The sequence below is a fragment of the Micromonospora echinofusca genome (assembly GCF_900091445.1).
Lineage (GTDB): Bacteria > Actinomycetota > Actinomycetes > Mycobacteriales > Micromonosporaceae > Micromonospora > Micromonospora echinofusca.
The window spans coordinates 5,878,904-5,904,118 of record NZ_LT607733.1; the positions used below are offsets into that span (position 1 = coordinate 5,878,904).

Here is a 25,215-nt window from a genome sequence, read left to right on the forward strand (position 1 = left end):
CCCTGGGGAGGGATTTCAGGAGTGGTCCCTACCCCAACAGGCGACGGTGCGCCTGAGAACGTTACGGGGCGGTCAGCTCCCGGACACTCAGTTCGCCCCCGGCGTACCGGGAACGGACGACCTTCTTGTCGAACTTGCCGACGCTGGTCTTCGGCACCGCGTCGATGACGGCCCAGCGCTCCGGCAGCTGCCAGCGGGCCACCGACCCGGCCAGGAACTCCCGCAGCTCCTCGGCCGTCGCCGACGCCCCCTCGCGGAGCACCACCGTGGCAAGCGGCCGCTCACCCCAGCGCTCGTCGGGCACCCCCACCACGCAGGCCTCGAGCACGGCCGGGTGGGCCATCAGGGCGTTCTCCAGCTCGACGGAGGAGATCCACTCGCCGCCGGACTTGATGACGTCCTTCGCCCGGTCCGTGAGCGTGATGTAGCCGTCCGGCGAGAGGGTGCCGACGTCTCCCGTACGTAGCCAGCCGTCGCGGAACTTCTCCTCGTCGGGCACGTCGTCGCCGACGTACCGGGCGGTCACCCACGGCCCGCGTACCTCCAGCTCGCCGACGGCCGTCCCGTCGGCGGGCAGCGGCTCGCCCAGCGGGCCGACGATGCGGGCCTCGACCCCGGCCGGCACGCGGCCCTGCGTGTAGCGGTAGCGCCAGGCGTCCTCGCCGGTCGCGCCGGCCGGCGGCCGGGAGACCGAGCCCAGCGGGGACATCTCGGTCATCCCCCAGGCGTGGATGACGTCGATGCCGTGCCGGTCGGCGAACGCGTGCATCAGTGCCGGCGGGCAGGCCGAGCCGCCGACGATGACCTCCCGCAGCGAGGAGCTGTCCACGTCGTGGGCGTCCAGGTGGGCCAGCAGGTCGTTCCAGATCGTCGGCACCGCGCCGGCCAGGGTGGGCCGCTCCGCGGCGATCATCTCCGCGATCGGCCCGGCCTGGAGGAACCGGTCCGGCATGATCAGCGACGCCCCGGAGAGGAAGGCCGCGTACGGCAGGCCCCAGGACATCGCGTGGAACATCGGCACGATGGCCAGCTCGCGGTCGGTCGGCCCGAGGCCGAACCCCTCCGGCATGCAGACCTGGAGCGAGTGCAGGTAGATCGAGCGGTGCGAGTAGGCGACGCCCTTCGGGTTGCCGGTGGTCCCCGAGGTGTAGCAGAGGGCGGCGGCGTCGCGCTCGTCCACCTCGGGCCAGTCGAAGACGTCGGGGCGCTCGGCGAGCAGCGCGTCCCAGTGGTGCACGGCGATCCGGTCGCCGGCCGCCGCCGTGAGCGGGGCCGGGTCGCCGCCGCCGACCACCACCACGTGCCGCACCGTCGTCATCTCGCCGATGACCCGGGCCAGCAGCGGGATGAGCGTCGAGTCGACCAGCACCACCCGGTCCTCGGCGTGGTTGGCGATGTAGGCGACCTGGTCCGGGAAGAGCCGGATGTTGAGGGTGTGCAGCACCGCGCCCATGCTGGGCACCGCGAAGTACGCCACCAGGTGCTCCGCGTTGTTCCACATGAAGGTGGCGACGCGCTCGTCGCCGGTGACACCGCACTCCGCGCGCAGCGCGTGGGCCAGCCGGGCCGCCGTGCGCCCCACCTCGGCGTACGTCATCCGGCGCGGCTCGGCGCCCGTCCAGGTGACCACCTCCGCCGTGCCGTGCACGGTGGCGCCGTGGCCGAGGATCCGGGAGACCTGGAGGGGGGCGTCCATCATCGTGCTACGCATGGGTAACAAAGTAGTGTCGGCGGTCACAGGTTGGGAACCCTAGAATGCCGGTCGACCCCGAACCGGCCCCGTAAATTGTCCGGGTGAGCATCTCCTGGGCCGATTCGTACGTGGGACAACTGCGCGCGCTCGCCGGTGACCGGACGCTGATGTTCGTCGGCGCCCGCGCCGTGGTCCGCGACAACGCGGGACGCCTCCTGCTGATCCAGCGCTCCGACAACGGCCAGTGGGCCATGCCCGCCGGTGCGATGGAGCTGGGCGAGTCGATCGCCGACTGCGCCGTCCGCGAGGTACGCGAGGAGACCGGGCTGCGCGCGCTGCGGGTCAGCGCCTTCGCCCTCTACACGGGCCCGGACCGCACCCACACCAACATGTACGGCCACACGTACCAGATCTTCACGACCGCGTTCCGCGTCGACGAGTGGGACGGCGAACTGGCCCGGATCACCGACGAGACGATCGACGCGGGCTTCTTCCACCGGGCGCAGCTGCCGGCCCCGCTCTCCGCCAGCGTCGCCGAGACCCTCGCCGACCTGGACGTCTTCGAGCAGACCAACCGGCTGATCCTCAAGTAGTGCCGACCGGGCCGGCCTCGGGCGCGGCCCGGCCCGCCCGGTCAGAGCATCGTCTGGCTCTTCGCCTCCATCTCGGCGGCCGCCTCCTGCTTCGACTCCTTGGTCAGCGGCTTGCCGCCCGGTGCCGGTCCCTCGCCGCCCAGGCCGTCCGTGCCGCCCGTGGCGCCGTCCGGGCCCGCGCCACGCAGCTTGTCGTCCGGCAGCGCCAGGGTGACCAGCACCGCGACGATCGCGATCAGGCCGGTGGTCAGGAAGACCAGGTGCAGCGACTCGACGAACGCCGCCTGGACGGCCTCGCGCACCGGTGCCGGGAGCGCCAGGATGGTCGCCGGGTCGTTCACCGAGACGTCCGCCCCGCCGCTCGCCGCCACGGCGGCCTGCTGCTGCGGCGGCAGTTGGGCGATCGCGCCCGGCATCCGGTCGGCGAGTTCCGCGGTGAGCCGTGACGACAGCACCGCGCCGAGGATGGCGACGCCGAACGAGCCGCCCAGCGACCGGAAGAACGTCGCCGACGAGGTGCCGGCGCCCAGGTCCCGCATCGACACGGCGTTCTGCACGGCCAGGATCAGCGACTGCATGCAGAGCCCCAGCCCGACGCCGATCACGACCATGTAGCCGAAGGCCAGCCAGAGCGAGGTGTCCACCTCCAGCCGGGTGAACAGCAGCATGCCGACCACCAGCACCGCCGCGCCGACCACCGGGAACCACTTGTAGCGCCCGATGCGGCTCATCGCCCGGCCCGTCAGCACCGAGGTGACGATGACGCCGGCCATCATCGGCAGCATCAGCAGGCCGCTGCGGGTCGGCGAGGCGCCCCGCACGATCTGGAGGTAGAGCGGGATGAAGATGATCGAGCCGAACATCACCAGGCCGAGCACGAAGCCGGCCGAGTTGGCCAGCGCGAACGTGGCGCTGCGGAACAGCCGCAGCGGCAGGATCGGCTCGGCCACCCGCGCCTCCTGGAGCACGAAGAGCACGCCGAGCACCGCGCCCGCGACGAAGAGGCCGACGATCACGCCGGAGCCCCACGCGTACTCGTTGCCGCCCCAGCTCAGCGCGAGCAGCAGGCAGCTCACCCCGGCGACCAGCAGCGCCGCGCCGATCCAGTCGATCGAGTGGTCACGCCGGGTGAACGGGATCAGCCGCAGCACCCGGGAGCACACGATGAGTGCCAGGATCCCCAGCGGCACGTTGATGTAGAAGATCCACCGCCAGTCGGTCTCGGCGAAGTAGCCGCCGACCAGCGGACCGGCGACCGAGGAGAGGCCGAAGACCGCCCCGAACAGGCCCTGGTAGCGACCGCGTTCCCGGGGCGACACCACGTCCGAGATGATGGTGAACGCGAGCGTCATCAGGCCGCCGGCGCCGAGGCCCTGGACCCCCCGGGTGACGATGAGCTGGGTCATGTCCTGCGACAGGCCGGCCAGCAGCGAGCCGAGCAGAAACGTGCCGATGGAGAAGAGGAAGACGGGGCGTCGCCCGTACAGGTCGGCCATCTTGCCGTAGAGCGGCGTCGAGGCCGTGGAGGCGAGCAGGTACGCCGTCACCACCCACGAGTAATGGTTGATCCCGCCCAGTTCGCCGACAATGGTCGGCAGCGCGGTGCCGACGATGGTCTGGTCGAGCGCGGCCAGCAGCATGCCGGTCATCAGGCCGAACATCAGCAGCCGGATCTGCCGCCCGCCGAGTGCCGGGGCTTGCGTGGTCATCCCGCCTCCTTTCCCCGCCCACCCGAGACATGCGCGAGGAACGGCGTACACCTCGTCGGTCGTGGGTCGGCGCCGCTGCGGGCCACCGACCGCACGACCGACGACCGGTCAGCGGGACGAGTGCGGGCCCTCGGCGAACTCTTCGACGATCCTGGCACAGAAGGCCGGCAGGTCGTCCGGCTTACGGCTACTGACCAGGTTGCCGTCCGTGACGACCTGCTCGTCGACCCAGGTCGCGCCGGCGTTCGTCAGGTCGGTGCGCAGGCTGGGCCAGGAGGTGACCCGGCGGCCCCGCACCACGTCCGCCTCGATGAGCGTCCACGGCCCGTGGCAGATCACCGCGACCGGCTTGCCGGCGTCGAAGAACGCCCGCACGAAGCGCACCGCGTCCGGATCGGCCCGCAGGAAGTCCGGGTTCGCCACCCCGCCGGGCAGCACCAGCGCGTCGAAGCCGCCGGCGTCCGCGTCGGCCACGCTCACGTCCACGTCGTACGTCTTGGACTGGTCCAGGTGGTTGAAGGACTGGATCGTGCCGGGCTTGAGCGAGACCAGCTCCACCGTGGCGCCGGCCTGCTCCACCGCCTCGCGGGGCTGGACGTACTCGACCTCCTCGACGCCGTCGGCGGCCAGGAACGCGATCCGCTTGCCCTGAAGTGTCGTCGCTGCCATGTCGGTGTCTCTCCTCTCCGGGGTACCGTCCGTCCCTTCCCGGGGCCCGGTGCCCGAAACCCCGTCCCGGGGGGCGGCAGGTGTGCGCCCCGTCCCCGGTGGCGGCAGGTTTGGCCCGGATGCCCCGGGGGACCCGGGACGGCATGGCAGGAGGAGCAGCGGAACAGCGCCGGCTCGCCGCGGTGGTGGAGGGCTGGCTCGGGCGTCCCGTCCTGGTCGTCGGTGACGCCATGCTCGACGAGTGGCGGTTCGCCGAGTCCGACCGGCTCTGCCGGGAGGCGCCCGCCCCGGTCCTCACCCTGCGCCGGCGGATCTCCGCGGCCGGCGGGGCGGCGAACACCGCCGTCAACGTCGCCGCGCTCGGCGGTCGGGCGGTGCTGGTGGCGCCGGTGGGCGCCGACGTGGCCGGCGACGAACTGCACGACTGTCTGGACCGCGCCGGCGTCTGGGACCGTACGGTCGCCCAGCCGGGCCGGCCCACGCCGGTCAAGCGGCGCATGCTGGCGGGCAACCAGATCCTGCTCCGGGAGGACTCCGGCGACGCCGACGACGCGCTCGACGACGACGGGGTGGCCCGGCTGCTCACCGCGCTGGACTGCGCCACCGAGGAACTGCGCGCCGCCGGCGGCGAGGCACCGACCCTGGTGGTCTGCGACTACGGTCTGGGCGCGCTGTCCGCCGCCGTGCGCGCCTGGCTGGTGACCCACCGGGAGCGGTACGCCACGGTGGCACTCGACGCCCACGACCTGGCGGACTGGCGCGGCCTGGCGCCGACGGTGGTGACCCCCAGCTTCGCCGAGGCGACCCGGCTGCTCGCCCGGGCCGCCGGAACCCGGCCGGCGCCCGGTGCCGGGCTGCACCTGGACCACCCCGACGGCGACCCGGCCGACGGCCCCTCCGAACTCACGGTGGGCGTCTCCCCGGGCGGCACCCTGGCGCACCACGCCGCCCACCGCCCCGGCCCGACGAACCCGACCGGTGAGCCGACGGCCGGCGAGGGCCGGGTGGCGATGACCGGGGACGGGCTGACCGTGACCGGCACCGGCGTCACCGTGAACGCCACGGCCGGCGAGGGCGTCGACCGGGCCGTCCTCGCCGAGTCCCGCCTCGCCGAGCTGCGCGCGCACACCGGCGCGGACGTGGTGGCGGTGACCCTGGACACCGAAGGCGCGGTGGTCGGCGGGGCGGACGGCGAGCCCCGGCGCAGCCACAGCACCCCGGTGCCGGCCAGCCACGCGGTCGGGGCGGGCGACGCGTACCTGGCGGCGATGACGCTCGCGCTGGCCGCCGACGCGCCGCTGCCCACCGCCGCCCAGCTGGCCCAGCTCGCCGCGACCATCACCGTCTCGGACACCGGCACCTGCGTGTGCCGCCGGGAGGACCTGCTCGTGGCGCTGGACGCGCCGGTCGGGCGGGCGGGCCACCGGGCGCTGGTCGGCACCGACGAGCTGGCGGCGATCGTCGCGGAGCATCGCCGGGCGGGCCGGGCCATCGTCTTCACCAACGGCTGCTTCGACGTGCTGCACCGGGGCCACGTGCGCTACCTGGAGCAGGCCCGCGCGCTCGGCGACCTGCTGGTGGTGGCGGTCAACTCCGACGGCAGCGTACGCCGGCTGAAGGGCCCGGACCGGCCGGTGAACCCGGTCGAGGACCGCATCGCCCTGCTCGCCGCGCTGGTCTGCGTCGACCACGTGGTGGTCTTCGAGGAGGACTCCCCGGCGGAGCTGATCGAGACGGTCCGCCCCGACGTGTACGTCAAGGGCGGCGACTACCCGCCGGAGATGGTGCCGGAGGCGCCGCTGGTGCGCCGCCTCGGCGGGCAGGTCCGCACCCTCGGGTACGTTCCCGACCGGTCCACCTCGGCGATCATCGACCGGATCCGGGCGCACGGCCAGGAGCCGCACGAGGACACCTCCCTCACGCCCGAGCCGTCGTGAACCGCCCGTTCGACCTCGGCACGGCCGGCGGGTTCCGCGCGCGACGGCTGCTCGACGTGCTGATCCCGACCCGCAACCGCCCCGCCGAACTGGCGGTCACCCTCTCCGGGCTGGCCGCCCAGGAGGGTGTGCCCGGCTTCGGGGTGGTGGTCAGCGACCAGTCCGACGGCGACGCCGCGTACCGGCACCCGGCGGCGGCCACCATGGTCCGGGTGCTGCGCCACCGGGGGCATCCGGTGCTGCTGACCCGCCGGCTGCCCCGGCGCGGGCTGGCCGAGCACCGGGCGTACCTGCTGGCCGCCTCCGCCGCCCGGTACGTGCTCTGCCTCGACGACGACGTCTGGCTGGAGCCGGGCGCACTGCGCCGGCTGGTCACCGCCATCGACGAGCTGGGCTGCGGCTTCGTCGGCAACGCGGTGCACGGGCTGTCGTACGCCGACGACGTCCGGACCGAGACGCACCGGCACTACGAGGAGTGGAGCGGCCGGCCCGTCCCGGAGCGGATCCGCCCGGGCACCCCGCAATGGGAACGGGCGTCGATCCACTCGGCCGCGAACCTGCTGCACGTCACCCGCCGGCTGGACCTGCCGGCGGGGGCCTGGCGGGCGTACAAGGTGTCGTGGATCGGCGGCTGCGTGCTCTACGACCGCGCGAAGCTGCTCGACTCCGGCGGGTTCGACTTCTGGCGGCGGGTGCACGAGAAGCACCAGGGCGAGGACGTCGCCGCGCAGCTCGCCGTGCTGGCGCGCTTCGGCGGCGCCGGCGTCCTGCCCAGCGGCGCGTACCACCTGGAGTCGCCGACCACGGTCACCGAGCGCGACGTGGAGGCGTGGGAGGTCGTCCTCGCCGAGGAGGAGTCGACCCAACCGGCCTGAGACCGACGCGGGCGTCCGGCCGCGCGGCGGCGGCACCCGACAGACGTCGGCGCTCAGGGGGCGCCGGGTTCCGGACGGAGCAGTTCGCGGGCCGCCTCCAGGACCTCGACGACCGGCACGTCGGTCACGAAGGAGTCCCGGTGGGGGCACTCGCCGTCGCCAGGGCGGTGCGGGTAGATGCCCGGGGTGCAGTCCACCCCGCAGACCGGGCAGAGCACCGTCCACGAGCTGATCGGCCGGTGCCGGCCGCGCAGCAGGTTCGCCACCGTGATCAGGTTGCCGACCCAGTAGACGCCGACGGTCGCGGTGCCCACGGCGGCGGCCAGGTGCAGCGGGCCGGTGTCGTTGGAGACCACCAGCTCGCAGCCGGCGTAGCAACCGGCCAGCCCGCCGAGGCTGAGCGTGCCCACCTGCGGCCGGAGGGGCACCCCGGCCGCCGCGACCACCCGGTCCACCACCTCCTGCTCGGCGGGGGTGCCGGTGACCAGCACCTCGTACCCGTCGCCGACCAGCTCGCGGGCCACCTGCGCGAAGCGTTCGGCGGGCCAGCGCCGGCGGGTGTCCGTGGCGCCGGGGTGCAGCGCCACCCTGGGCCGCCGTGCCGGGCCGAGCACCTCGTCGGCCTCCGCCCGGTCGGCGTCGGTCACGGCGAGCGTCGGGACCATGGTGGTGGCGCCCGCGCCGACCAGCCCGGCCACCTCCAGGTAGCGGATCACCTCGTGCTGGTAGTAGACGTACCGGATCCAGCGGTCCAGCGGCGGCGCGTCCTCGGCGCGCAGCCCGGCGGTGACCCGCGCGCCGAGGGCGGCGACGAACGGGTTGGAGTTGGCGCCGCCGCCGTGCAGCTGCAACGCCAGGTCGAAGCGTTCCCGGCGGGCCGCGGCGAGGAAGTCGTCCGGCGCCGACTCCGGCTCGCCCGGATCGGGGCCGCGGATCCCCGGCGCGGGCGGCACCACCAGCACGCGGTCCACCGGCCCGGGCCGGTCGCGCCAGAGCTTCGCGTGCCACGGCGCCCCGAGCAGCACGATCTCCGCCTTCGGGTACGCGGCCCGCAACGCCTCCAGCGCCGGCAGGACGAAGATGAAGTCGCCGAGCGCGTTGGCGCGCAGCACGGCGATCCGCTCGACGTCGGGCACGCGCCCGGCGGCGGAGCCGAGCAGGTCCGGGGTGACCACGCGGCCCGTTACGGCCGGTCGGTCTCGTCGAGCGCGATGTCCGGGCGGTGCATCTCCCGGTCCGCGGCCGGGTCGACGACGCTCGGCGTACCCCCGGCGGGGCCGGCGGAGCGGGGTCCGGTGCGGCCGACGGTGATGGAGCGCGGCGCGGGCCGGGCGGCCCGGGGCAGTCGCACCCGGAGCAGGCCGTGGTCCATGACCGCGTCGATGGCGTCGGGGTCCACCCGGGACGGCAGGTCGACGCGGTACTCGAAGCCCCGGGTCTCGAAGCCGCCGGGGATGCCGTGGTCGGCGTTGACCTCGGCCTCGGAGCGGGCGCGGACGCAGAGCTCGCGGTCGTCCAGCTCGACCGCCACCTCCTCCGGCGCCACCCCGGGCAGCCGCACCACGGCCTCCCAGCCGTCGGCGGTCTCGGTCAGCTCGACGTCCGACGACCCGGTCCGGCCGCCGACCAGCCGGCGCAGCTCCGAGCGCAGCGACTGGAGTTCACCCATCGGGTCCCAGCCCTGCTGCCGGCCGCGCCAACCCCGGCCGGAACCGCCGCTCTGCTCGCTCATGCCAGCCCTTCCGCTCTGCTCGCTCATCGCGCCTCTCCGATCCGCTGGGTGGCCGCCGGGGGCCGCAGTGAGCTGGGGGCGTCCAGGCCGGCCTCCCGGTCCACGCCGACGCCGAGCCGGTCGACGAGTTCGCCGCCGAGCCAGGCGCTGACGCCGAGGATGGCCAGGGCGACCACCTCGATGGCGATCAGCGCGCCGCCGGCGCCCCGGGAGTCGGCGTTGAGCCGGACCACCCAGATCGCGGCGAAGAGCAGGATCACCGCCACGTTGGCGGCGGCGTGGGTCAGCGCCACCCGCTTCGCGCGGGTGTTCGGCGGGATGGCCAGCAGGTCGAACGTCCCGGCCGCCGCGGCCAACAGGCCGCCGACCAGGCCGACGGTGATGTTCCAGTACGCGACCTCGCCGAGGAAGTCCGGCCCGCCGACGGTGTCCACCAGGTCGAACAGCACCGCGGTGACCAGCAGGCCGACGGGGAACATGACGAGCATCGGGTGGACGGGGTGGCCCAGCACCTTGAGTCGGCTCTCCATCGGGCCTCCACTGCTCGGTCTCTCCGGGCGGGTCGGGTGAGGCGGTACCCCCACCTCGGAGTGACAAACCTGGCGCTCGTCGCGCCCTCCTAGGCTGAACTGACGGCGGGCAGGCCGCCACCGGGGTCAACGCACGGGGGAGGATCACGTGACGGTGGAGATCACCTCGCACGAGGAACTGCGCGAGCTGCTGGGGGCGCCGACGCCGCGGGCGCTGGCCAAGGAGCGGCCCGTCCTGCACCAACGGGACCGGGACTGGCTGGCCGCGTCACCGTTCTGCCTGGTGGCGACGGCGGGCGCGGACGGCAGTTGCGACGTCTCGCCGAAGGGCGACCCGCCCGGCTTCGCGCTGGTGCTGGACGAGCGGACCATCGCCGTCCCGGAGCGGCCCGGCAACCGGCGGGCCGACGGTTACCGCAACATCCTGGACAACCCGCACGTCGGGTTGATCTTCCTGATCCCCGGGCGCACCGACACGCTGCGGATCAACGGCCGGGCCCGGTTGGTGCGCGACGCCCCGTGGTTCGACGACATGGTGGTCGAGGGGCACCGGCCGGTCCTCGCTCTGGTGGTGGAGATCGAGCAGATCTTCTACCACTGCGCGAAGGCGTTGCTGCGCTCCGAGCTGTGGCAGCCGAAGAGCTGGCAGCCGGACGCGCTGCCGTCCCGGGCCCGGCTGGTCAAGGAGGTCGAGAACCCGGCGGAGAGCCTGGCCGACCTGGAACGCCACTACGGCCCGCGATACGCCACCACCATCTACAGCTGACGCCGCCCCCTTCCCCGCCCCGAGGCCTGCCGCTACCGGACGCTTTTTACGTCCATGGCGCCCTGATCACCTCTGGCTGATGCCTTCGGGACGGCGTCGCGCGGGGTGGGTGGCGCAGGCGTCATCCTTCGCGATGCGCCCTGCAGCATTGCTGAAGCTATCTTTATAAAGATAGCTTTAGCGTATGTCGCTGCCCGAGGTGAAGCTCTCCGACCCCAAGGCCCTGCGCGGCTACGCGCATCCGCTGCGGATGGCCATCATCGGGCTGCTGCGCCAGCACGGCCCGCTGACCGCCACCCAGACCGCCGAGCGGCTCGGCGCAAGCGTGCCGAACTGCTCGTTCCACCTCCGGCAGCTCGCCAAGTACGGGCTCGCCGAGCGGGTGCCCGGCGCCGACGCCCGGGAGCGGCCCTGGCGGGCCACCGCGCACAACACCTCCTGGGACGACGACTCCGACGACCCGCAGGTAGTTGCCGCCACCAACGCCCTGAGCGCGACGCAGCTCGCCCTCTACACCCACCGCGCCGAGGAGTTCCTCGCCCGGCGGGCCGACGAGCCGGTGGCCTGGCGGGCGGTCACCGGGTTCACCGACCGGCCGCTGTACGTGACCGCCGACGAGATGGGCCGGCTGACCCAGCGCATCGAGGCCCTGCTCGCCGAGTACGACGACCGGGTCACCGACCCGACGAAGCGACCGGCCGAAAGCCGGAAGGTCACCCTCGTGCAGCTGGCCGTCCTCACCGAACCACCACCCACCGATGCCCTCGCCGACACCACCGGCCCGACCGCCCCTACCGCTGCCGCCAGCGCCAACGCGACCGCCCCCGGAGCCAGCCCGCCCAACGCCAACACGGCCACCGCCGGCGCCGGAGCCGGTCCGACCGCCGACCACGCCGACGCGGCCACCGCCGGCGCCGTCAGCGGCTGCGACGGGGAGCTTCCGGTCAGCGGACCGGTTGCCCGCGACCCCGGCAAGCAGAAGGGCGACCGGTGAGCGGTCAGGCAACCGGCATTCCGGTTGCCGCCCCGCCCGGCGGTCCCGCGCGGCGCGGCCCGCTGCCCCGGCTGCTGCGCGAGCGGGTGTTCCGCCGGTACTGGTCGGCGCAGACCGTGTCGTACTTCGGCGACGAGATCTCCACCCTGGCCCTGCCGCTGCTGGCCGTGCTGGTGTTCGGCGCGTCCCCGGCCGAGATGGGCTACCTGACCGCCGCCGCGCTCGCCCCGAACCTGCTCTTCCCGCTGCTCGCCGGCGCCTGGGTGGACCGGCTCCCGCACAAGCGCCGGGTCATGATCCTCACCGACCTCGGCCGCGCGCTGCTGCTGATCGCGGTGCCGGTCGCCCACCTGCTCGGCGTACTCACGATGGCACAGCTCTACGCGGCGGCCTTCGCCGTCGGCACGCTCGCCGTGTTCTTCGAGGTCGCCCGGGGGCCGCTCTTCGTGTCCATCGTGGCCCGACCCGACTACGTGGCGGCGAACACCCTGGTCAACGGCAGCCGCGCGATGTCACAGGTGGCCGGGCCCAGCGTCGGCGGCATCCTCGTTCAGGTGCTCACCGCCCCGTTCGCCCTGGTCGCCGACGCGCTGTCGTACGTCGTGTCCGCGTACTTCCTGGGGCGGATCCGGCCGACGGAGCCGGCGCCCGCGCGCGGCGGCGGCCTGGCCCTCGGCGCCGGGCTGCGGTTCATCGCGCGGACGCCCATGATGCGCGCGATCCTGCTCGGCACCACCACCGTCAACCTGTTCAACTTCATGTTCATCGCGCTCTTCGTGCTCTACGCGACGCAGGAACTCCACCTCGCGCCCGGCCTGCTGGGCGCGGTGCTCGGCGCGGGCGCGGTCGGCGGACTGGTCGGCGCGACCGCCACCGGCCGGCTGGCCCGCAGCTTCGGGGTCGGCCCGGCGCTGGTCGCCTCGTTCGTCCTCTTCCCCGCTCCCCTGCTGCTCGTTCCGCTGGCCAGCGGACCGGGCCCGCTGGTGCTCGGGATGCTCTTCGCCGCTGAGTTCCTCTCCGCCGCCGGGGTGATGATGCTCGACATCGTGGGCGGCTCGGTGCAGACCGCGCTCACCCCGCCGGCGCTGCTGGCGCGGGTGACCGGGGCCCGGCGCACGGTCAACTACGGCATCCGGCCGATCGGCGCGCTGCTCGGCGGCGCGCTCGGGACCGCCCTCGGCGTACGGCCGGCGCTCTGGATCGCGACGACGGGTGCGCTCGCGGGGGTGCTGTGGGTGGCCTTCTCGCCGGTCCGCCGACTGAGCGGGCTCCCCGAACAGGCCGCCTGACCGGCCGGGCCGGGGGCGCGCCGCGGCCCTCCGATGTGGTGTCTCGGCAGGTCGGGTGGTTGAGCGTCCTCGGCAGGGGTAGGAGTTTGTTCGACGAGGACGGCTCTCCCCACCGAACGAGAGCGGTTCGACCTGACGAGGAGGATTACCCGTGACCACGAAGGTCGAGAAGTCCATCGAAGTACAGGTTCCGGTCAGCACCGCCTACAACCAGTGGACGCAGTTCGAGGAGTTCCCCCGGTTCATGGGGGGCGTGCGTGAGGTCCGCCAGCTCGACGACCGGCGGATGCACTGGGTCGCCGAGATCGGTGGCGTCCAGCGCGAGTGGGACGCCAAGGTCCTGGAGCAGGTGCCCGACCAGAAGGTGGCCTGGGCGGCCACCGAGGGCGTGACCAACGCCGGCGCGGTCTACTTCCAGCCCGTCGACGCCGACCGCACCGTGGTGCGGCTGCACCTGGAGTACGAGCCCGAGGGCCTGATCGAGAAGGCCGGCGACAAGCTCAACATCATCGAGCGGCAGGCCGAATCCGACCTGCGGAAGTTCAAGACGTACATCGAGGAGCGGGGCGTCGAGACCGGCGCCTGGCGCGGCACGGTCGACAACGGTGTCGGTGTCGGCACCCCGGGCGTCGAGCACGCCGCCGCTACCCGCGGCGACAACGGCAGCGCCGGGGTGTCCGGCAAGGCCGTGGCGGCGGGCGCCGCCGTGGCCGGGGTGGCAGCGGCCGGAGCCGCCGCGGCGGCGAAGCGCCGTTCCGACGCCGACACCGACGACCGGCCGGCCACCACCACGACGACCGACACGGAGTACTTGGTGACCGAGGTCGAGGTCGTCCCGGAGCCGGGCACCGCCGGCTACCCGCACCGCCCCCTCTGATCTCCTCCGTAAGCCTGCCCCTGTCACCGGACGGCCCGGGTCCACACGACCCGGGCCGTCCGGTCGTGGCGTCCGGAGGCACGCCGCCGTCCGGGTAGAGGCCCGGCCGGGCGGCGCCTCGCGGGCGGCGTCAGTGCGCCTCGGCGAGCACCGTCCAGAGGTGACCGTCCGGATCGGCGAAGGTGCCCGTGTAGCCCCACGGCTGCTGGCCCGGCTCCACGACGATCTGCGCGCCGGCCGCCCGCGCCCGCCCGACCAGCTCGTCGACCTCGGCCGGCGTCGCGGCGGGGAGGCTGACGACGCACTCGCTCTGCCCGCGCCGGGCCACCTCGTGGTCGCCGATGACCCAGCCGAAGCCGCCGGTGGGCACCAGCATGACGCGCAGGCCGTCGTTGAGCGCGTACTGCAGGGGCTCGGGGACGCCGTCGTCGGCCGGCTCGCCGACGGCCTGCAGGCCGAGCCCCTCGGAGTAGAAGCGGAACGAGGTCGGGCGGTCGGCGATCGGCAGGGCGACGACGACGGGTGCGTACGGCATGAGGCTGCCTCCACGGAGTTGACGGCTGCGTACGTTCAGTGTGTATGTCGCCGGGCGAATGTCGTGGATCCCGCCCGGGGGTGGCGCGGGTGTCAGGCGTGCCAGCCGGCCGCGTTGGTGCAGGACTCCCGGGAGATGCCCGAGCCGGTCTCCGGCCATCCGCCGAACCGCTCCCTGTGCAGGTGGGCGAAGAAGTAGCACATGGCCTCGCACTCGCCGTCGGGCACGGCGACCCGGGGATCGGCGCTCACCGCCTCGTAGAACCCGCGCCCGAGCGCGACGACGTGCCCCCGGCAGTAGAGGAACCCGTCGTCGGAGCCGTCGGTCACCTCGTGCACGTCGGCCCGGTCGATGTCGTGCAGCTTGCGCTCGACCACCCGGTCCAGGTCGGTCAGCTCCCGGCTGGACAGGTCGGCCGTGAGCTGGCGGAGGTTGTCGAGGAACCGGTCGAGCCAGGCGTCGATGGCGTAGAGACCCTCGTCGCCGGCCTCGGGGTCCCGCGTGAGCAGCGCCCGCCGGAGCGCCGCGGGCTCGTCGCCGAGCCGCTCCCAGGCCGCCTCGACGAGGGCCCAGAACCTGGCCTCGTCCTCCACGCTCGGCACCCGTGTGCCATTCACCGGATCAGTCACGCCGGGAGGGTAGCGACCACGACCGACAGGAAATCGGGGGTCGCCCACGTACCCGCAGCTCCCGGCTCCGGTCTCCGCACCGCAGGCGGCGGGGTCGCGTCAACGCACGGTCTGCGCGGTCAGCTCCCGGATGATCCGGAACAGGTTGCCGGGCCCGGGTGCGACAGGCGTCAGCGACCGTCGTGCCGGGCGTGCCGGCCGCCCGCGGCGGGTGCCGCCGGGACCGCACCCTGCTCCGTGTGCCGGGCGGCCCGCTCGGAGATCAACTGCCCGAACAGCCCGCTGGGCCCGCCGCAGTCGCCGCACAGGAAGTTGTCGTCCAGTCGCCCGCCGCCGCAGTGGTCGCAGCGGCCCCGGTCGCGCGGATCGTGGTACGCCCGCAGCGCCTCCACCAGGGCGCGGGCGACCGGGGCGCTGAGCGCCAGTCTCGACTCGACGCCGCGCAGGCCGACGACCAGCTCACCCCGCGGCGGGGCGGCCGGATCGAGCGCGTCGACGCGGGCGACGAAGTCGCGGAGGGCGGCCAGGACGTCATCGGGGGCGGACATGGACCGACCGTACGACACGGCCCCGGCGCCGGGCTCGCGGACGCCGCCAGCGGCACTTCCGTGCGAAGGAGACGGCACCCGTAGGATCCGGCGATGACCGACGAGCCGCTGGGCCCCGGCCCGCCGACCATGGGGCGCGAGCCGTCGCCTCGGCCGTCCAGCATCGTCGCGAGCATCCTGCTGCTCGCGTTCTGGTTGGCGTACACGGTCGCCGTGAACACCGTGCTGCTCGCCGACGTCGGGGGCACGGGAAACTGGCTCACCATGGTCTGTTGCACGGTGGTGGCAGCAGCCGTGCTCCGGGGGCTCTGGCGCGGCAGCCCGACGGCGTGGTGGGTGGTGCACCGCTTCGCCGCTCCGGTCGCCGCCGCGTTCCCGGTCGGGCTCGGCATCATGCTGCTCTTCGGACCGCGCCTCGGCTCCCTCGTCACGCCCCCGATCGACCCGGCCTTCATCGCCGCCACAGCGGGCGCGGTGCTGGCGGTGCTGGCGCTGCTGGTCAGCGGGCTGCTGGTCCGTACGGCGCCGGCCCGTGCCTGGTGCGGCCGCCCGAGCCCGTCCCGGCGGTGACGGGGTCCGACCGAGGGCCGCCCGTACCCGGTCGGATACTTTCTCCGCAGGCGGGAGGCGAAATCTCCACAGCCGACGACAATGGCGCGGTGCACCCCACCTTCACCGGCCTGCTCCTGCTGCCCCTGACGTCCCCGCTCAGGCGTACCGTCACCGTCACCTCGCGCGACGGGACCCCGGTCGCCGTCATCCGTCGCCGGTTCGTCTCCAAGCGGCGACGGTTCGAGATCCGCGACGCCACCGCCGCCACCGTGCTGGCCACCGGCGCCGCCACCAGCTTCGCCAACGACCACTACCGGCTGGTCGGGCCGCAGTCCGAGTTCATCCTGGATTTCATGATCGACTACTCGGGTCGAAGACGCGGCGCGGTGACCCTGGCGGACGGCCGGGCACTGACGACCGGAGGCAACTGGAGCGCCCGGGACTTCACCATCGCCGACGACTCCGGCAACCTCGTCGCCACGCTGGTGACCACGAGCAGCGCGCTGTCGATGCGCTCAGCCGACCTGGCGTTGGACGTCAGGGCACCCGTGATGTCGCTGCTGCAGGCGATCGGCATGGCGCAGTGCCTCCTCACGGCGGTGGGTTCGCCCCGAGGCGACGCCACCTGAGACGGCGACGAGGCTTCGGCTGCCGCCCGGTGGGCCGACGGCAGGCAGAAGGCCCGGCTCATGACCGGCGATCGAGCCGGTGACCTGGTATCGGGCAAGGATGCCCTCCGGTCGGTACGTCCCGCACCGATATCAGCGGTCAGAGTGAACCAGCGGCAGCGCCGGATGTCCGCACCAGCAGGGCACACCCCAGCGCCGAGACGACCGCCTGCGCGAGCAGCCAATGCCAGCCGAGCGCCTCTGGCGCCTGCAGCGTCACCAGGCCGGCCGAGACCGGCAGAGTCAGGACGGCCAGGACGTCGATGCCGTTGAGGAGCCACAGCAGCATGCCGGCTGGGAACGCCCCGAGCGGCGTGTCGACCAGGATGGTGCCGATCGAGGCGGCGCTCGCCTTCGCCCGTTGGAAGGCGCCCACCGCGACGGCCGGGCCGGCCAGCAGACCGAGCGCCCACCACGGTCCGGCGAGCGAGCCGGCGGCCTGCAGCGCGGCCAGGGTGACGGTGAGCCACACGCCGGCGACGACAGCGGGGACCACGAGCCGCTGAGCGGTCATCTGGCGGCCCGTGACGCCGAGCAGCCGCAGCATCGCCGGGTTCGAGGCGTCGCCGTGGGTGGACTCCGCGGTGAGGCCGGCGGCGGCGAGCGCGCCGATCAGGACCACGCCGAGAAGGAGCCAGGCGGGGCCATTCGCGAGGTAGACCGGGACGGCGGCCGCACCCAACGGCCACCAGAGCCGCGCGGCCTTGCGTCGCAGGATGATCAGATCCTGGGCGATGAGCGGCGGGACCCGGCGGGCGGTCAGGAGGCGCGTCGTCCGTATCCGGGTGCGGCTGCGCCAGAAGCGGCGGGCGCTCATCTCGGTCAGGTAGGACGGTTCGACCGCGTAGACGACGTCGGCGTACGCGCCCGCGTTGATCGACGCCTCGGCGATCGGCGCGGTCGGCCAGTTCTCCAGCGCCCGCCAGGTCAGCACGATCGCGATCAGCCCGACGGCCAGGGCGGCGGCGCCGGTGGCGAGCACTGCCACGGGCGGTATGAGCGGGGAGGGCAGGCGGTGGTCGCCGGTGGTGCGCAGCGCGGCGGCCAGGACGAGGCAGCCCGCGCCGATCGCGATGCCGATGCCGTCAGCGAGCCGGGCGAGGGAGGGCCGTCGCTGGCAGGCGAGCGCGAGCAGCGTCGCGAGAACCGCGGCCGCCGCGCCGGTGATGGCGCCGGCCCCCAGCACCAGGAGCCCGGCCGGGCGGGCGGCGACGTGCCCGGTCACGGCGATACCGGTGACGGCGCCGACGACAAGCGCGGCGACGGTGGTCAGAGTGAGCGCCGGTGCGAGCAGGGTGCGCCGGGGAAGCGGAGCCGGCAGCAGCCAGGTGGCGTCGCTACGGCTGACTGACAGCGGACCGAGCTGACGCAGTACGACGACGAACGCGGCGGAGACGGCCACGGCCCCGAGGAACGGAGTCAGCGCCGGGTCCCCGTCGGGCGCGTCCGGCGGCCAGACGACGCGGACCAACGGCTGTCCGAGGAGCGCGACGGCCATCAGTAGAGCGAGGGTCGCCGCGTAGACCGTGCCGATGTCGGCGCGGCCCTCGACGGCGATGCGGCGGCGGCGAATCCAGCGGCGGGCATCGACGGCGGCGGGGACGCCCCGCCGGGCCGGGGCCTCGATTGCGGTCACCTCAGCTCTCCGGGCGGGTGAGCACGATCTCGTCCGCGCCGACGCCGACCCGGAACCCGTCGTCGTGGCTCGCCATGATCAGCGTGCCGCCGGCCCTCACGTACGACCGCAGGTGCGCCGCGATCGCACGCTTGATCCGAGTGTCGAGACGCTGCTCGGGCTCGTCGAGGACGAGCAGCCGGCTGGGCCGTACGAGGGTCGCGGCGAGCAGGAAACGCTGGCGCTGGCCGGAGGAGAGCGTGATGGGCAGGCTGTCGCAGAGCCCGGTCAGGCCGAGGGTGGTGCAGAGTTCGTCGATGTGCCCGTCGCCAGGGTCGCCGCCGTTGACCACCCGGACCAGGTCGAGATGCTCGCGCACGGTCAGGCCCTGGTACCAACTGGGCGACTCCACCGTGGTGGCGACCTGCCGCCAGAAGTCCGCGCCGCGTCCGGGCACCGCCTCGAAGACGGAGATGTCGCCGGCGGACGGCTCCTGAAGGCCGGTGATGCAGCGCAGCAGGGTGGACTTGCCGGCGCCGTTCTCACCGACGAGCGCGACGGCGGCGCCCTCGGGAACCCGCAGGTCGATACCGTCCAGCACCAGCGTCGAGCCGTAGGTGACAGTCACCTGCCGGACGTCGACGGCCGAGGTCATCGCAGCAATCTCAAGATCAGGACTCCGCATTCCGCCGTAGAAGTCGTATCGCTTTCACCGGACATGGTGACAGGAATTCGGCGGCAGCCGGAAGCGCGCGCCGGGAAGCCCGTGGAGGGCGAATATGGGATGCGCGGCATCGTGTCGCCCGGCATCGACGGCACCTGGCCCCTCGCAAGGATCACCGCCCGACTCACCCGTGCTGTCCTGTCCCCGCGGTCGCTCGACCGTGGCCACACCCTCGCCGCCGCCGAGCGGTTCGACGCCCCGACCCACCTGGTCGCGAGCCGCAATGTCCGCCGGCCTTTTGTGGACCGGATGCGGACCGCTGACCCCTGATCCGTGGCCTCGACGCGAGGCCGGTCACGGACGGGGCAACGATTTGGCGTGGACGACGGGTAGCATCGCCACGTTTTGACCTGCAACGGGGAAGAAGATTCACATGCGATGGAAGCTACCGGCCGGCGTCCTAATGGCGCTGGCCTTCCTGGTTCCGGCGGCGCCGGCGACGGCTCAAACCGAACCGCCCGTGCTGAACGAGGCCTGCCAAACGGTCGAGCGCAAGGTGTACAAGGACATCCGCGAACTTGTCACCATCGACCTGGATTCCGCCACCGATGTGGAGGTGCGCGTGTTGGCCAACCAGATCCTGGCCGCGGCGAAGGCCGACTCGTTGCCCGTTCTGCCTGACGCCATTCAGGAGCGCCTGGACGGCACCGCGGATGATCTGCGCGCATTCCTCAAGGCGGACGTGCGGAAGGCCTGGTCAACGGCGCTGAGGGTCACGGTGGTCCGGACGTTGACGGGCGCTGGTGTCAACGTGAAGGCGGCCGCGCAGAAGGCGCTTGATGAGGGGACCGTCGATGTGTACCTGGCTTACCTGAACAACGGCCTGTACGCCGCACGGGCGCTCGACTGCGCGTCTCAGCCCACGCCGACGGCAACGTCTCAGCCCACGCCTGCACCGAGCACCACGCCCAGCCCCGCGACGACCATTGCACCGACTCCTGCTTCCTCCGCCAGCCTGGGCGCCCCCGGCGGCGGCGACGGCGGCGGGCTGCCCGTCACCGGTGACGGCACCGGGACCGTGGCCGGCATCGGCGGTGCGCTTCTGCTCCTCGGCGGCGCTGGCTACCTGATCGGACGCCGACGCCGTTCCCGCTTCGTGGCATAGCCCGCTCGACGCGCCCGGCTCGACGCTCCGTCGGGCTGGGCGCGATCGGCGCCGTGCGCTGCGCGGTTCGTCGCGGTCGCTGCGCGGGTGCGGACCACCTTGGGGACTGGCACCACCGGCGGCGGGGTGATCGACCTCGGGAACGGCGAGTCCCAGGTCGTTGAGCTGGGCTTCTTCACCGCTGACGGAGCCGAACCGCCGACCTACGCTTACCGGATGTCACGGTCCGGAGTTGTCATTGGTCGCTGAAATCCGCCGTTGAATTGCATGGACCCCATCTTCGATTCATCGACGCTCGACAATGGCAGTCGAACTTGACAGGGTTTTTCGGGGGCACCGATACTGTTGCCGGGACGTCCGCGCGGCCCTGTCCCGCACCCAATTCGGATACCGTCGCCACCGACGCCCGCAGGGCCCCGCAGAGGGCTTTCCCAGCAGTCGCCCGCCGCCAGCCAATCGCCCATACGACCTCAGGTAGTGCTCGCGTCTGACCGGCGCGCCGCCCCTATGGATTTCGTCAAGCGGTGACAGGATGGTTCGGCGTGGTCAATAGGAAATATTGTCCCGGAGCAAGGCGCAGAGGACGTCGCAGCGGCGTCGGGCGAGGCGGACGGGGGCGGCGTTGCGGCCGTTTGCCTTCGGCTCTCTCTTGCGGTCGCAGCAGACCCTCCTGATGGAGTCGGCGAATGCGGCGAGGAAGAGCGCGCGGCTGAGCTGTTTGTTGCCGCCTCGGGGCGGGTGCCAGTCGCAGATGCCGCCGCCGGATCGTGGGGTGACCGTTGCGAGGCCGGCGTAGGCGGCGAGGTGGCCTGGTGTCGGCAAGGTGGTGCCGTCGCCCGACTTCACGCAGGATCCGGGCTGCGGGCCTGACGCCGGCGCCGGGCACCGAGCACTCCGGTAATGGTCGACTCCAGTTCAGGATCCGCACCGCCGAATCCGCGGACTGCGACTCAACGGTCCAGCGGGCCACTTTCCGGCATAGCCAACTTGACGCCCGCCTGGAACCTGGTTTCGACTCCGAGATATTCCAACAGTTCACCAACTCGCCGGCTGAAAGTCCTCGGCGAACAATTCAACTGATGGCTGGCAGCAACGTCCGTTGCCCCGCTGAGCAGGGCCGCGACAATTACGTTTAGGTGCGGAGGGATTGGCTTCAGGGGGAAGGATTCACCGCCATCGCGATCACGAATAGCCCCGTCAAGCTTACTCTTTGTCATCCCAACTTCCTTATCCAGCAGTCACCACGAGGCAGGCGCGGACTTCAACAACGAGGCCGACCGCGCGACCCCCATCCTGCCAGAGGGGCACCAGGTAGGCGTTGTTACAAAATGGCAAAGACCTGCCGGAAAAAGCAACCACACGGTTACTCAAAGTGCGAACGACTAGCGAAATGTTGAACATCTTGCGGGGGTGCCCGTGACACAGAACACTGGCCTAGTCCGATTATGATCATTTTGTTCCGGAACCCTCGCCGACACCGGAGTCGAGCCTCGGGCAAATCCGACAGAGGAGCGGTCGTTATCTACCAACTAGATGCGATGCGTTGATTAGGGCGTCTTTGCCTGGCTGTCGCCGATCGATAGCGACCCCACGAGCCGCGCGAGGAGGGGCGGGCTCGGACAGGCACCCGACCTACGCGGTCCACTCGTCGGTCCGTTCGGCCCGTTCGGCCAGGGGCGGCCCCGACGAGCGGATGATCGCCAATCCCCTAACTTGATCTTCAACCCGTTCGGCGTGGCCGGGGCGTGCGGGACGGCTTCGGTATCGTTTTCGTCGTGCCGGACTCGGTCCGAGCGCATCCGCGCGAGGATCTGCACGGGCAGATCACGCAGGAGGAACGCCAACCGGGCGCGTCGTGGGCGTCAGCCACCACCAGGATGTTCGGATCGCCGGCCTGCCACCGGCCGGCCGCGACCGGCCGTCCCACGATGTCCCGCAGCTGCCCGGCGGTGACCGCCGCCGCGTCGTGACCAGGCACCAACCGCACCGCATCAGCGGCGCAGTCCACCAGACACGGCCCGACTCCAACGCCACGACCGTCGAGTACGGCCAGCCAGGGACCGTGATGGCCTGGCCCTCGCCGCATCCGTCTCTCCCGACAGGAAGAACGATCGACCAACTGTCACCATGATCAGCCGGGTCACCGACCAGCCGCCAAGGCGAAACATCAAGTCGGACAAGGCCCGGAGCACCGACGGCGGGAACTGGCGGCAAGACGCCGACAACGCCGCGCCTCGCCCGGTCTGCTGTCCGGCATCAGCTCGGTGGTGTTCGCGCCCGGGCGGACTCGGCGGCGCGCACGATTCGGCGACACGCCCTCACGGTCGGTCCACCCCGCCTCGCCCAACCATCCCCTGCCGCCCGAGGCCTTCCTTCAGGTGCGCGGCGGTCGGTGTGACCGCCGCCAAGACCCAGCGGCAGAGCACCGGCACCGTTCAGGAACGCCGACGATGTCGGGCCAACGCCACGCCGGTCGTCGCCATGGACACCGCCGCCAACCCGGCCAGCAGGCCCAGGCCCGTCAGGACCCTCCCCAGCTCCAGACTGTCGTTGAACGAGTCGCGACACAGTTCCACCGCCCAGTTGACCGGGTTCGCGGCGATCGCCGCGGCAACCCATCCCGGCACCAGGTCCTTGGGCATGAAGGCACTGGAGAGGAACGTCAGGGGCATCACGATGAAGTTGACCATCGCGATCAGGGACTCCTCCCGCCCCACGATCAGCGCGACGGTGCTCGACAGTGCGGCGAGCGCGCAGGCGACCCCCGCGAGCGCGAGGATCATGACGACAACTCCGAGCACGCCCCCGTGGAATCGCACCCCGAGCCCGTAGCCCACCACGAGCAGGATGGCCGTCGGGATCACCGCGTTGACCACCTGCTGCACCAGCGGACCGATGATCAGGGCGATCGGGCGCACCGGGGACGCCAGCAGCCGGTCAAGGGTCCCCCGCTCCATGTCCGCCAGCAGGGACAGACCGTTCCAGCCACTCGCGAGCAGGACCGTCATCACGATGAGCCCCGGCAGGAAGAACTGGGCGTAGTTGTCGGAGCCAAATCCGGGGATGTCGGCGATACGGCGGAAGGTCCCGCTGAACAGCAGCAACCACAGGAACGGCTGGACGAGGTTGATCGCGATGAGCCAGGGCTGACGGAACGTGTGCAGGATGTGCCGACGCGCGATGTAGGCGGACTGTCCGACGAGCTCACTCACGATGACTGCCCTCCGGCGCTTGCCCCGGCATCCGCCTGGGTAGCGAATCTGCGTCCCGTGTACGCCAGGTACACGTCATCCAGGGTCGGCTGGGACACGCTGACCGACCGTACCGCCATGGCTTCCTGGCCGAGCCGCGCGAGGACGACCGGAACCGCCGCCCCGCCGATCGGCGCCCGTGCGTGCAGCCGGCGTCCGTCGACGCGGATCTCGTCCAGACCGTCGAGCCCCGCCAACGCGCCGCGGATCGCTTCCTCGGACTGGTCCGACTCGAACTCGACCTGCAGGGTGTCCCCCCGCAGCTTCTGCTTCAGCGTCTCCGGGCTGCCCGTCGTCACGATCCGGCCGCTGTCGATGATGGCGATGTCGTTCGCCAGGGCGTCGGCCTCTTCGAGGTAGTGGGTGGTCAGCAGGATCGTGATCCCCTCCTGCCGGACCAACGCGGTGAGGTCGCTCCAGAGCTGCACGCGGATGTCCGGGTCGAGGCCGGTCGTCGGCTCGTCGAGATAGAGGACCCGGGGGCGGTGCACGATCCCCATGGCGATGTCGACCCGACGCTTCATGCCACCGGAGCAGAAGCCCGCCTGCCGGCCGGCGACGTCCGAGAGCGCCAGCATCGAGAGCACCTCGTCGGTCCGGGTCGCCAGCGCCCGGCCCTTGAGGCCGAACATCCGGCCCTGGAGGAGCACGTTCTCGCGCACGGTGGCGGTGGGTACGGCACTGAGGCGCTGTCCGACGAGACCGATCCGCCTACGCACCTCGGTCGCCTGCCGAACGACGTCGTACCCGGCGACGAGTGCCTGCCCCGAGTCCGCCCGGGCCAGCGTCGAGAGGATCCGCACCGCCGTGGACTTGCCAGCCCCGTTGGGTCCCAGCAACCCGAACAGGGTGCCCTCAGGCACAACGAAGCTCAGCCCGTCGAGGGCCCGGACGCCCCGCGGGTAGCTCTTGACCAGGTCACGTACCTGGATGGCCATCTCGGCCATGTGCGTTCCTCTCGTCCTTGGTGGATGTCAGAGGTCGAGCTCGGCCAGCAACAGTTCGCCTAGCCGCGCCGAGGCCGACCCGAGGAAGTCGTGCCCGCCCGGCATGATCCGCAGGGTGAAGTCCTTGCTTGTGTGGTCCTGCCACATCGCGAGGTCCGCGAAGTCCACCGACGCGTCCTCCCGGGCGCCGACGACCGTGACCGGCATCCCGAGTGGCGCACCGGGCTGGTAGTCCCAGTTCTCGTAGACGGCGAAGTCGGCGCGGATGGCCGGTTCGAACATGCCGAAGAGGTTCCGGTCCGACAGCACCGACTCGGGGGTGATGCGGGAGTCCCGCAGGTAGGTGATCAGGTCCGGCTCGGCCAGCGTGTGGATCCGACGCTCGGGGGCGACGGCCCTCGGCCCCGGCGAGGCCAGCACGATGAGCCGGACCGGCGGACGACCCGCCTGGGCCAGCTCGCGCGCCACCTGGTAGGCGACGAACGACCCCGAGCAGTAGCCCAGCAACGCCAGCGGCACGCCGTCCCACTCGCCCAGAGTCTTGATCACCTCCGCGACGGTTTCGTGCATGTCCGTGAGCGGGGTCTCCCGTCGGCGGGACTCCCGGCCCGGCAGTCGCAGGGCGCAGAGGTCGACGCTCGGCGGGAGGACCGTGCTGAGCGGCCGGAAGGTCGCCGTACCGCCGCCGGCCTGTGGAAAGCACAGCAGCCGGACCCGCGGGTCGTTCACCGCCCCGATCCGGACGATGGTGGATTGGGCTCGGACGGTCATGCCGAGTCCGCCTCCATCAGCAGCCGCAGGCTGCGGGGCCGCATGTCGGTCCAGACCGTGGTGATGTGGTCGAGGCACTCCTGCCGGGGGCCGGAGGGGCCGGACGCCGTCCACCCAGCCGGGATCGGGCGGTCGTCGGGCCAGATCGAATACTGTTCCTCGTCGTTCATGACCACCTGGTAGGTGCGCCCGTCGTCGTCGAACAC

Annotated in this window: 26 protein-coding genes and 3 pseudogenes; 11 read left to right on the plus strand and 18 right to left on the minus strand. The window is 72.4% G+C overall.

What is annotated here, in order from left to right; genetic code table 11:
• Window positions 1-61 precede the first annotated feature (61 nt).
• The gene (locus GA0070610_RS25250; RefSeq protein ID WP_172896719.1) at window positions 62-1,696 is read right to left on the minus strand and encodes a fatty acid--CoA ligase; all 1,635 of its coding nucleotides are present in this window, start codon (window positions 1,694-1,696) and stop codon (window positions 62-64) included.
• Window positions 1,697-1,794: 98 nt separating this feature from the next.
• Here GA0070610_RS25250 and GA0070610_RS25255 point away from each other — a divergent pair, with 98 nt between their 5' ends.
• Window positions 1,795-2,286, plus strand: a complete 492-nt coding sequence (locus GA0070610_RS25255) for an NUDIX domain-containing protein (RefSeq protein ID WP_089002349.1) — start codon at window positions 1,795-1,797, stop codon at window positions 2,284-2,286.
• A gap of 41 nt (window positions 2,287-2,327) precedes the next feature.
• On the opposite strand, the gene GA0070610_RS25260 is transcribed toward GA0070610_RS25255, so the two are convergent.
• On the minus strand, window positions 2,328-3,995 hold the full coding sequence (locus tag GA0070610_RS25260) for an MDR family MFS transporter (RefSeq protein ID WP_089002350.1): 1,668 nt from the start codon (window positions 3,993-3,995) through the stop codon (window positions 2,328-2,330).
• 108 nt (window positions 3,996-4,103) lie between these two features.
• Entirely contained in the window at window positions 4,104-4,664 is a 561-nt protein-coding gene (locus GA0070610_RS25265) for a type 1 glutamine amidotransferase domain-containing protein (protein WP_089002351.1), read from the minus strand.
• Between the two features lie 143 nt (window positions 4,665-4,807).
• Here GA0070610_RS25265 and rfaE2 point away from each other — a divergent pair, with 143 nt between their 5' ends.
• Together rfaE2 and GA0070610_RS25275 are read left to right on the plus strand one after the other, a co-directional pair.
• Window positions 4,808-6,601: a D-glycero-beta-D-manno-heptose 1-phosphate adenylyltransferase gene (gene rfaE2, locus GA0070610_RS25270; RefSeq protein ID WP_089003730.1), complete on the plus strand. Its 1,794-nt coding sequence runs from the start codon at window positions 4,808-4,810 to the stop codon at window positions 6,599-6,601.
• Window positions 6,598-7,476 carry a glycosyltransferase family 2 protein gene (locus GA0070610_RS25275; protein WP_089002352.1) on the plus strand — a complete coding sequence of 293 codons (879 nt, stop codon included), beginning with the start codon at window positions 6,598-6,600 and terminating at the stop codon, window positions 7,474-7,476. Before rfaE2 ends, GA0070610_RS25275 begins: the two co-directional genes overlap by 4 nt.
• Window positions 7,477-7,529: 53 nt before the next feature.
• On the opposite strand, the gene GA0070610_RS25280 is transcribed toward GA0070610_RS25275, so the two are convergent.
• The 3 genes from GA0070610_RS25280 to GA0070610_RS25290 are packed head-to-tail and all read right to left on the minus strand — an operon-like array spanning window position 7,530 to window position 9,738.
• Complete coding sequence (locus GA0070610_RS25280; protein ID WP_089002353.1) at window positions 7,530-8,651, minus strand: glycosyltransferase family 9 protein; 1,122 nt, start codon at window positions 8,649-8,651, stop codon at window positions 7,530-7,532.
• A gap of 8 nt (window positions 8,652-8,659) precedes the next feature.
• Window positions 8,660-9,208 (minus strand): Hsp20/alpha crystallin family protein, encoded by a 549-nt coding sequence (locus GA0070610_RS25285; protein WP_089002354.1) that lies wholly within the window; start codon window positions 9,206-9,208, stop codon window positions 8,660-8,662.
• A 23-nt stretch (window positions 9,209-9,231) separates the two neighbouring features.
• Window positions 9,232-9,738 (minus strand): DUF2231 domain-containing protein, encoded by a 507-nt coding sequence (locus tag GA0070610_RS25290; RefSeq protein WP_089002355.1) that lies wholly within the window; start codon window positions 9,736-9,738, stop codon window positions 9,232-9,234.
• Between the two features lie 148 nt (window positions 9,739-9,886).
• On the opposite strand from GA0070610_RS25290, the gene GA0070610_RS25295 reads away from it, so the two are divergent.
• From GA0070610_RS25295 to GA0070610_RS31580, 4 genes and pseudogenes are all read left to right on the plus strand, one after another.
• Window positions 9,887-10,504, plus strand: a complete 618-nt coding sequence (locus tag GA0070610_RS25295) for a pyridoxamine 5'-phosphate oxidase family protein (protein WP_089002356.1) — start codon at window positions 9,887-9,889, stop codon at window positions 10,502-10,504.
• A gap of 184 nt (window positions 10,505-10,688) precedes the next feature.
• A complete protein-coding gene (locus GA0070610_RS25300) occupies window positions 10,689-11,498 on the plus strand; it encodes a winged helix-turn-helix domain-containing protein (protein ID WP_089002357.1) in 810 nt (269 codons plus the stop codon).
• On the plus strand, window positions 11,495-12,787 hold the full coding sequence (locus tag GA0070610_RS25305; RefSeq protein WP_392567271.1) for an MFS transporter: 1,293 nt from the start codon (window positions 11,495-11,497) through the stop codon (window positions 12,785-12,787). The genes GA0070610_RS25300 and GA0070610_RS25305 overlap by 4 nt, the downstream gene beginning before the upstream one ends.
• Window positions 12,788-12,938: 151 nt before the next feature.
• Window positions 12,939-13,388 (plus strand): annotated as a pseudogene (locus tag GA0070610_RS31580) (SRPBCC family protein); the annotation flags it as partial.
• A gap of 406 nt (window positions 13,389-13,794) precedes the next feature.
• Here the strand turns inward: GA0070610_RS31580 and GA0070610_RS25315 are convergent.
• The 3 genes from GA0070610_RS25315 to GA0070610_RS25325 form a co-directional block, all read right to left on the minus strand.
• A complete protein-coding gene (locus GA0070610_RS25315; RefSeq protein WP_089002359.1) occupies window positions 13,795-14,199 on the minus strand; it encodes a VOC family protein in 405 nt (134 codons plus the stop codon).
• A gap of 92 nt (window positions 14,200-14,291) precedes the next feature.
• On the minus strand, window positions 14,292-14,828 hold the full coding sequence (locus GA0070610_RS25320) for a DUF4240 domain-containing protein (protein WP_089002360.1): 537 nt from the start codon (window positions 14,826-14,828) through the stop codon (window positions 14,292-14,294).
• A gap of 170 nt (window positions 14,829-14,998) precedes the next feature.
• Complete coding sequence (locus GA0070610_RS25325) at window positions 14,999-15,376, minus strand: hypothetical protein (protein ID WP_089002361.1); 378 nt, start codon at window positions 15,374-15,376, stop codon at window positions 14,999-15,001.
• A gap of 93 nt (window positions 15,377-15,469) precedes the next feature.
• Here GA0070610_RS25325 and GA0070610_RS25330 point away from each other — a divergent pair, with 93 nt between their 5' ends.
• Complete coding sequence (locus tag GA0070610_RS25330) at window positions 15,470-15,946, plus strand: hypothetical protein (protein WP_089002362.1); 477 nt, start codon at window positions 15,470-15,472, stop codon at window positions 15,944-15,946.
• An 89-nt stretch (window positions 15,947-16,035) separates the two neighbouring features.
• Window positions 16,036-16,557, plus strand: a complete 522-nt coding sequence (locus tag GA0070610_RS25335) for a hypothetical protein (RefSeq protein ID WP_089002363.1) — start codon at window positions 16,036-16,038, stop codon at window positions 16,555-16,557.
• 139 nt (window positions 16,558-16,696) lie between these two features.
• On the opposite strand, the gene GA0070610_RS25340 is transcribed toward GA0070610_RS25335, so the two are convergent.
• Entirely contained in the window at window positions 16,697-18,232 is a 1,536-nt protein-coding gene (locus tag GA0070610_RS25340; protein ID WP_089002364.1) for a DUF6297 family protein, read from the minus strand.
• Window position 18,233: 1 nt separating this feature from the next.
• The gene (locus tag GA0070610_RS25345) at window positions 18,234-18,866 is read right to left on the minus strand and encodes an ABC transporter ATP-binding protein (RefSeq protein ID WP_089002365.1); all 633 of its coding nucleotides are present in this window, start codon (window positions 18,864-18,866) and stop codon (window positions 18,234-18,236) included.
• Window positions 18,867-18,995: 129 nt separating this feature from the next.
• Here GA0070610_RS25345 and GA0070610_RS25350 point away from each other — a divergent pair, with 129 nt between their 5' ends.
• Window positions 18,996-19,205: a hypothetical protein gene (locus tag GA0070610_RS25350; protein WP_089002366.1), complete on the plus strand. Its 210-nt coding sequence runs from the start codon at window positions 18,996-18,998 to the stop codon at window positions 19,203-19,205.
• Window positions 19,206-19,308: 103 nt separating this feature from the next.
• Window positions 19,309-20,040: an LPXTG cell wall anchor domain-containing protein gene (locus tag GA0070610_RS25355; protein WP_089002367.1), complete on the plus strand. Its 732-nt coding sequence runs from the start codon at window positions 19,309-19,311 to the stop codon at window positions 20,038-20,040.
• A gap of 546 nt (window positions 20,041-20,586) precedes the next feature.
• Here the strand turns inward: GA0070610_RS25355 and GA0070610_RS25360 are convergent.
• The 7 genes and pseudogenes from GA0070610_RS25360 to GA0070610_RS25390 all read right to left on the minus strand — a co-directional run.
• A pseudogene (locus GA0070610_RS25360) lies at window positions 20,587-20,929 on the minus strand (transposase); the annotation flags it as partial.
• Window positions 20,930-20,990: 61 nt separating this feature from the next.
• Entirely contained in the window at window positions 20,991-21,257 is a 267-nt protein-coding gene (locus GA0070610_RS25365; RefSeq protein ID WP_089002369.1) for a helix-turn-helix transcriptional regulator, read from the minus strand.
• A gap of 564 nt (window positions 21,258-21,821) precedes the next feature.
• Window positions 21,822-22,107: pseudogene (locus GA0070610_RS31815) on the minus strand (transposase); the annotation flags it as partial.
• Between the two features lie 368 nt (window positions 22,108-22,475).
• Window positions 22,476-23,252 (minus strand): ABC transporter permease, encoded by a 777-nt coding sequence (locus tag GA0070610_RS25375; RefSeq protein ID WP_157747231.1) that lies wholly within the window; start codon window positions 23,250-23,252, stop codon window positions 22,476-22,478.
• On the minus strand, window positions 23,249-24,238 hold the full coding sequence (locus GA0070610_RS25380; RefSeq protein WP_089002371.1) for an ATP-binding cassette domain-containing protein: 990 nt from the start codon (window positions 24,236-24,238) through the stop codon (window positions 23,249-23,251). The genes GA0070610_RS25375 and GA0070610_RS25380 overlap by 4 nt, the downstream gene beginning before the upstream one ends.
• A 27-nt stretch (window positions 24,239-24,265) precedes the next feature.
• Window positions 24,266-25,009 carry a thioesterase II family protein gene (locus GA0070610_RS25385; RefSeq protein WP_089002372.1) on the minus strand — a complete coding sequence of 248 codons (744 nt, stop codon included), beginning with the start codon at window positions 25,007-25,009 and terminating at the stop codon, window positions 24,266-24,268.
• Entirely contained in the window at window positions 25,006-25,215 is a 210-nt protein-coding gene (locus GA0070610_RS25390; protein ID WP_089003732.1) for an MbtH family protein, read from the minus strand. The genes GA0070610_RS25385 and GA0070610_RS25390 overlap by 4 nt, the downstream gene beginning before the upstream one ends.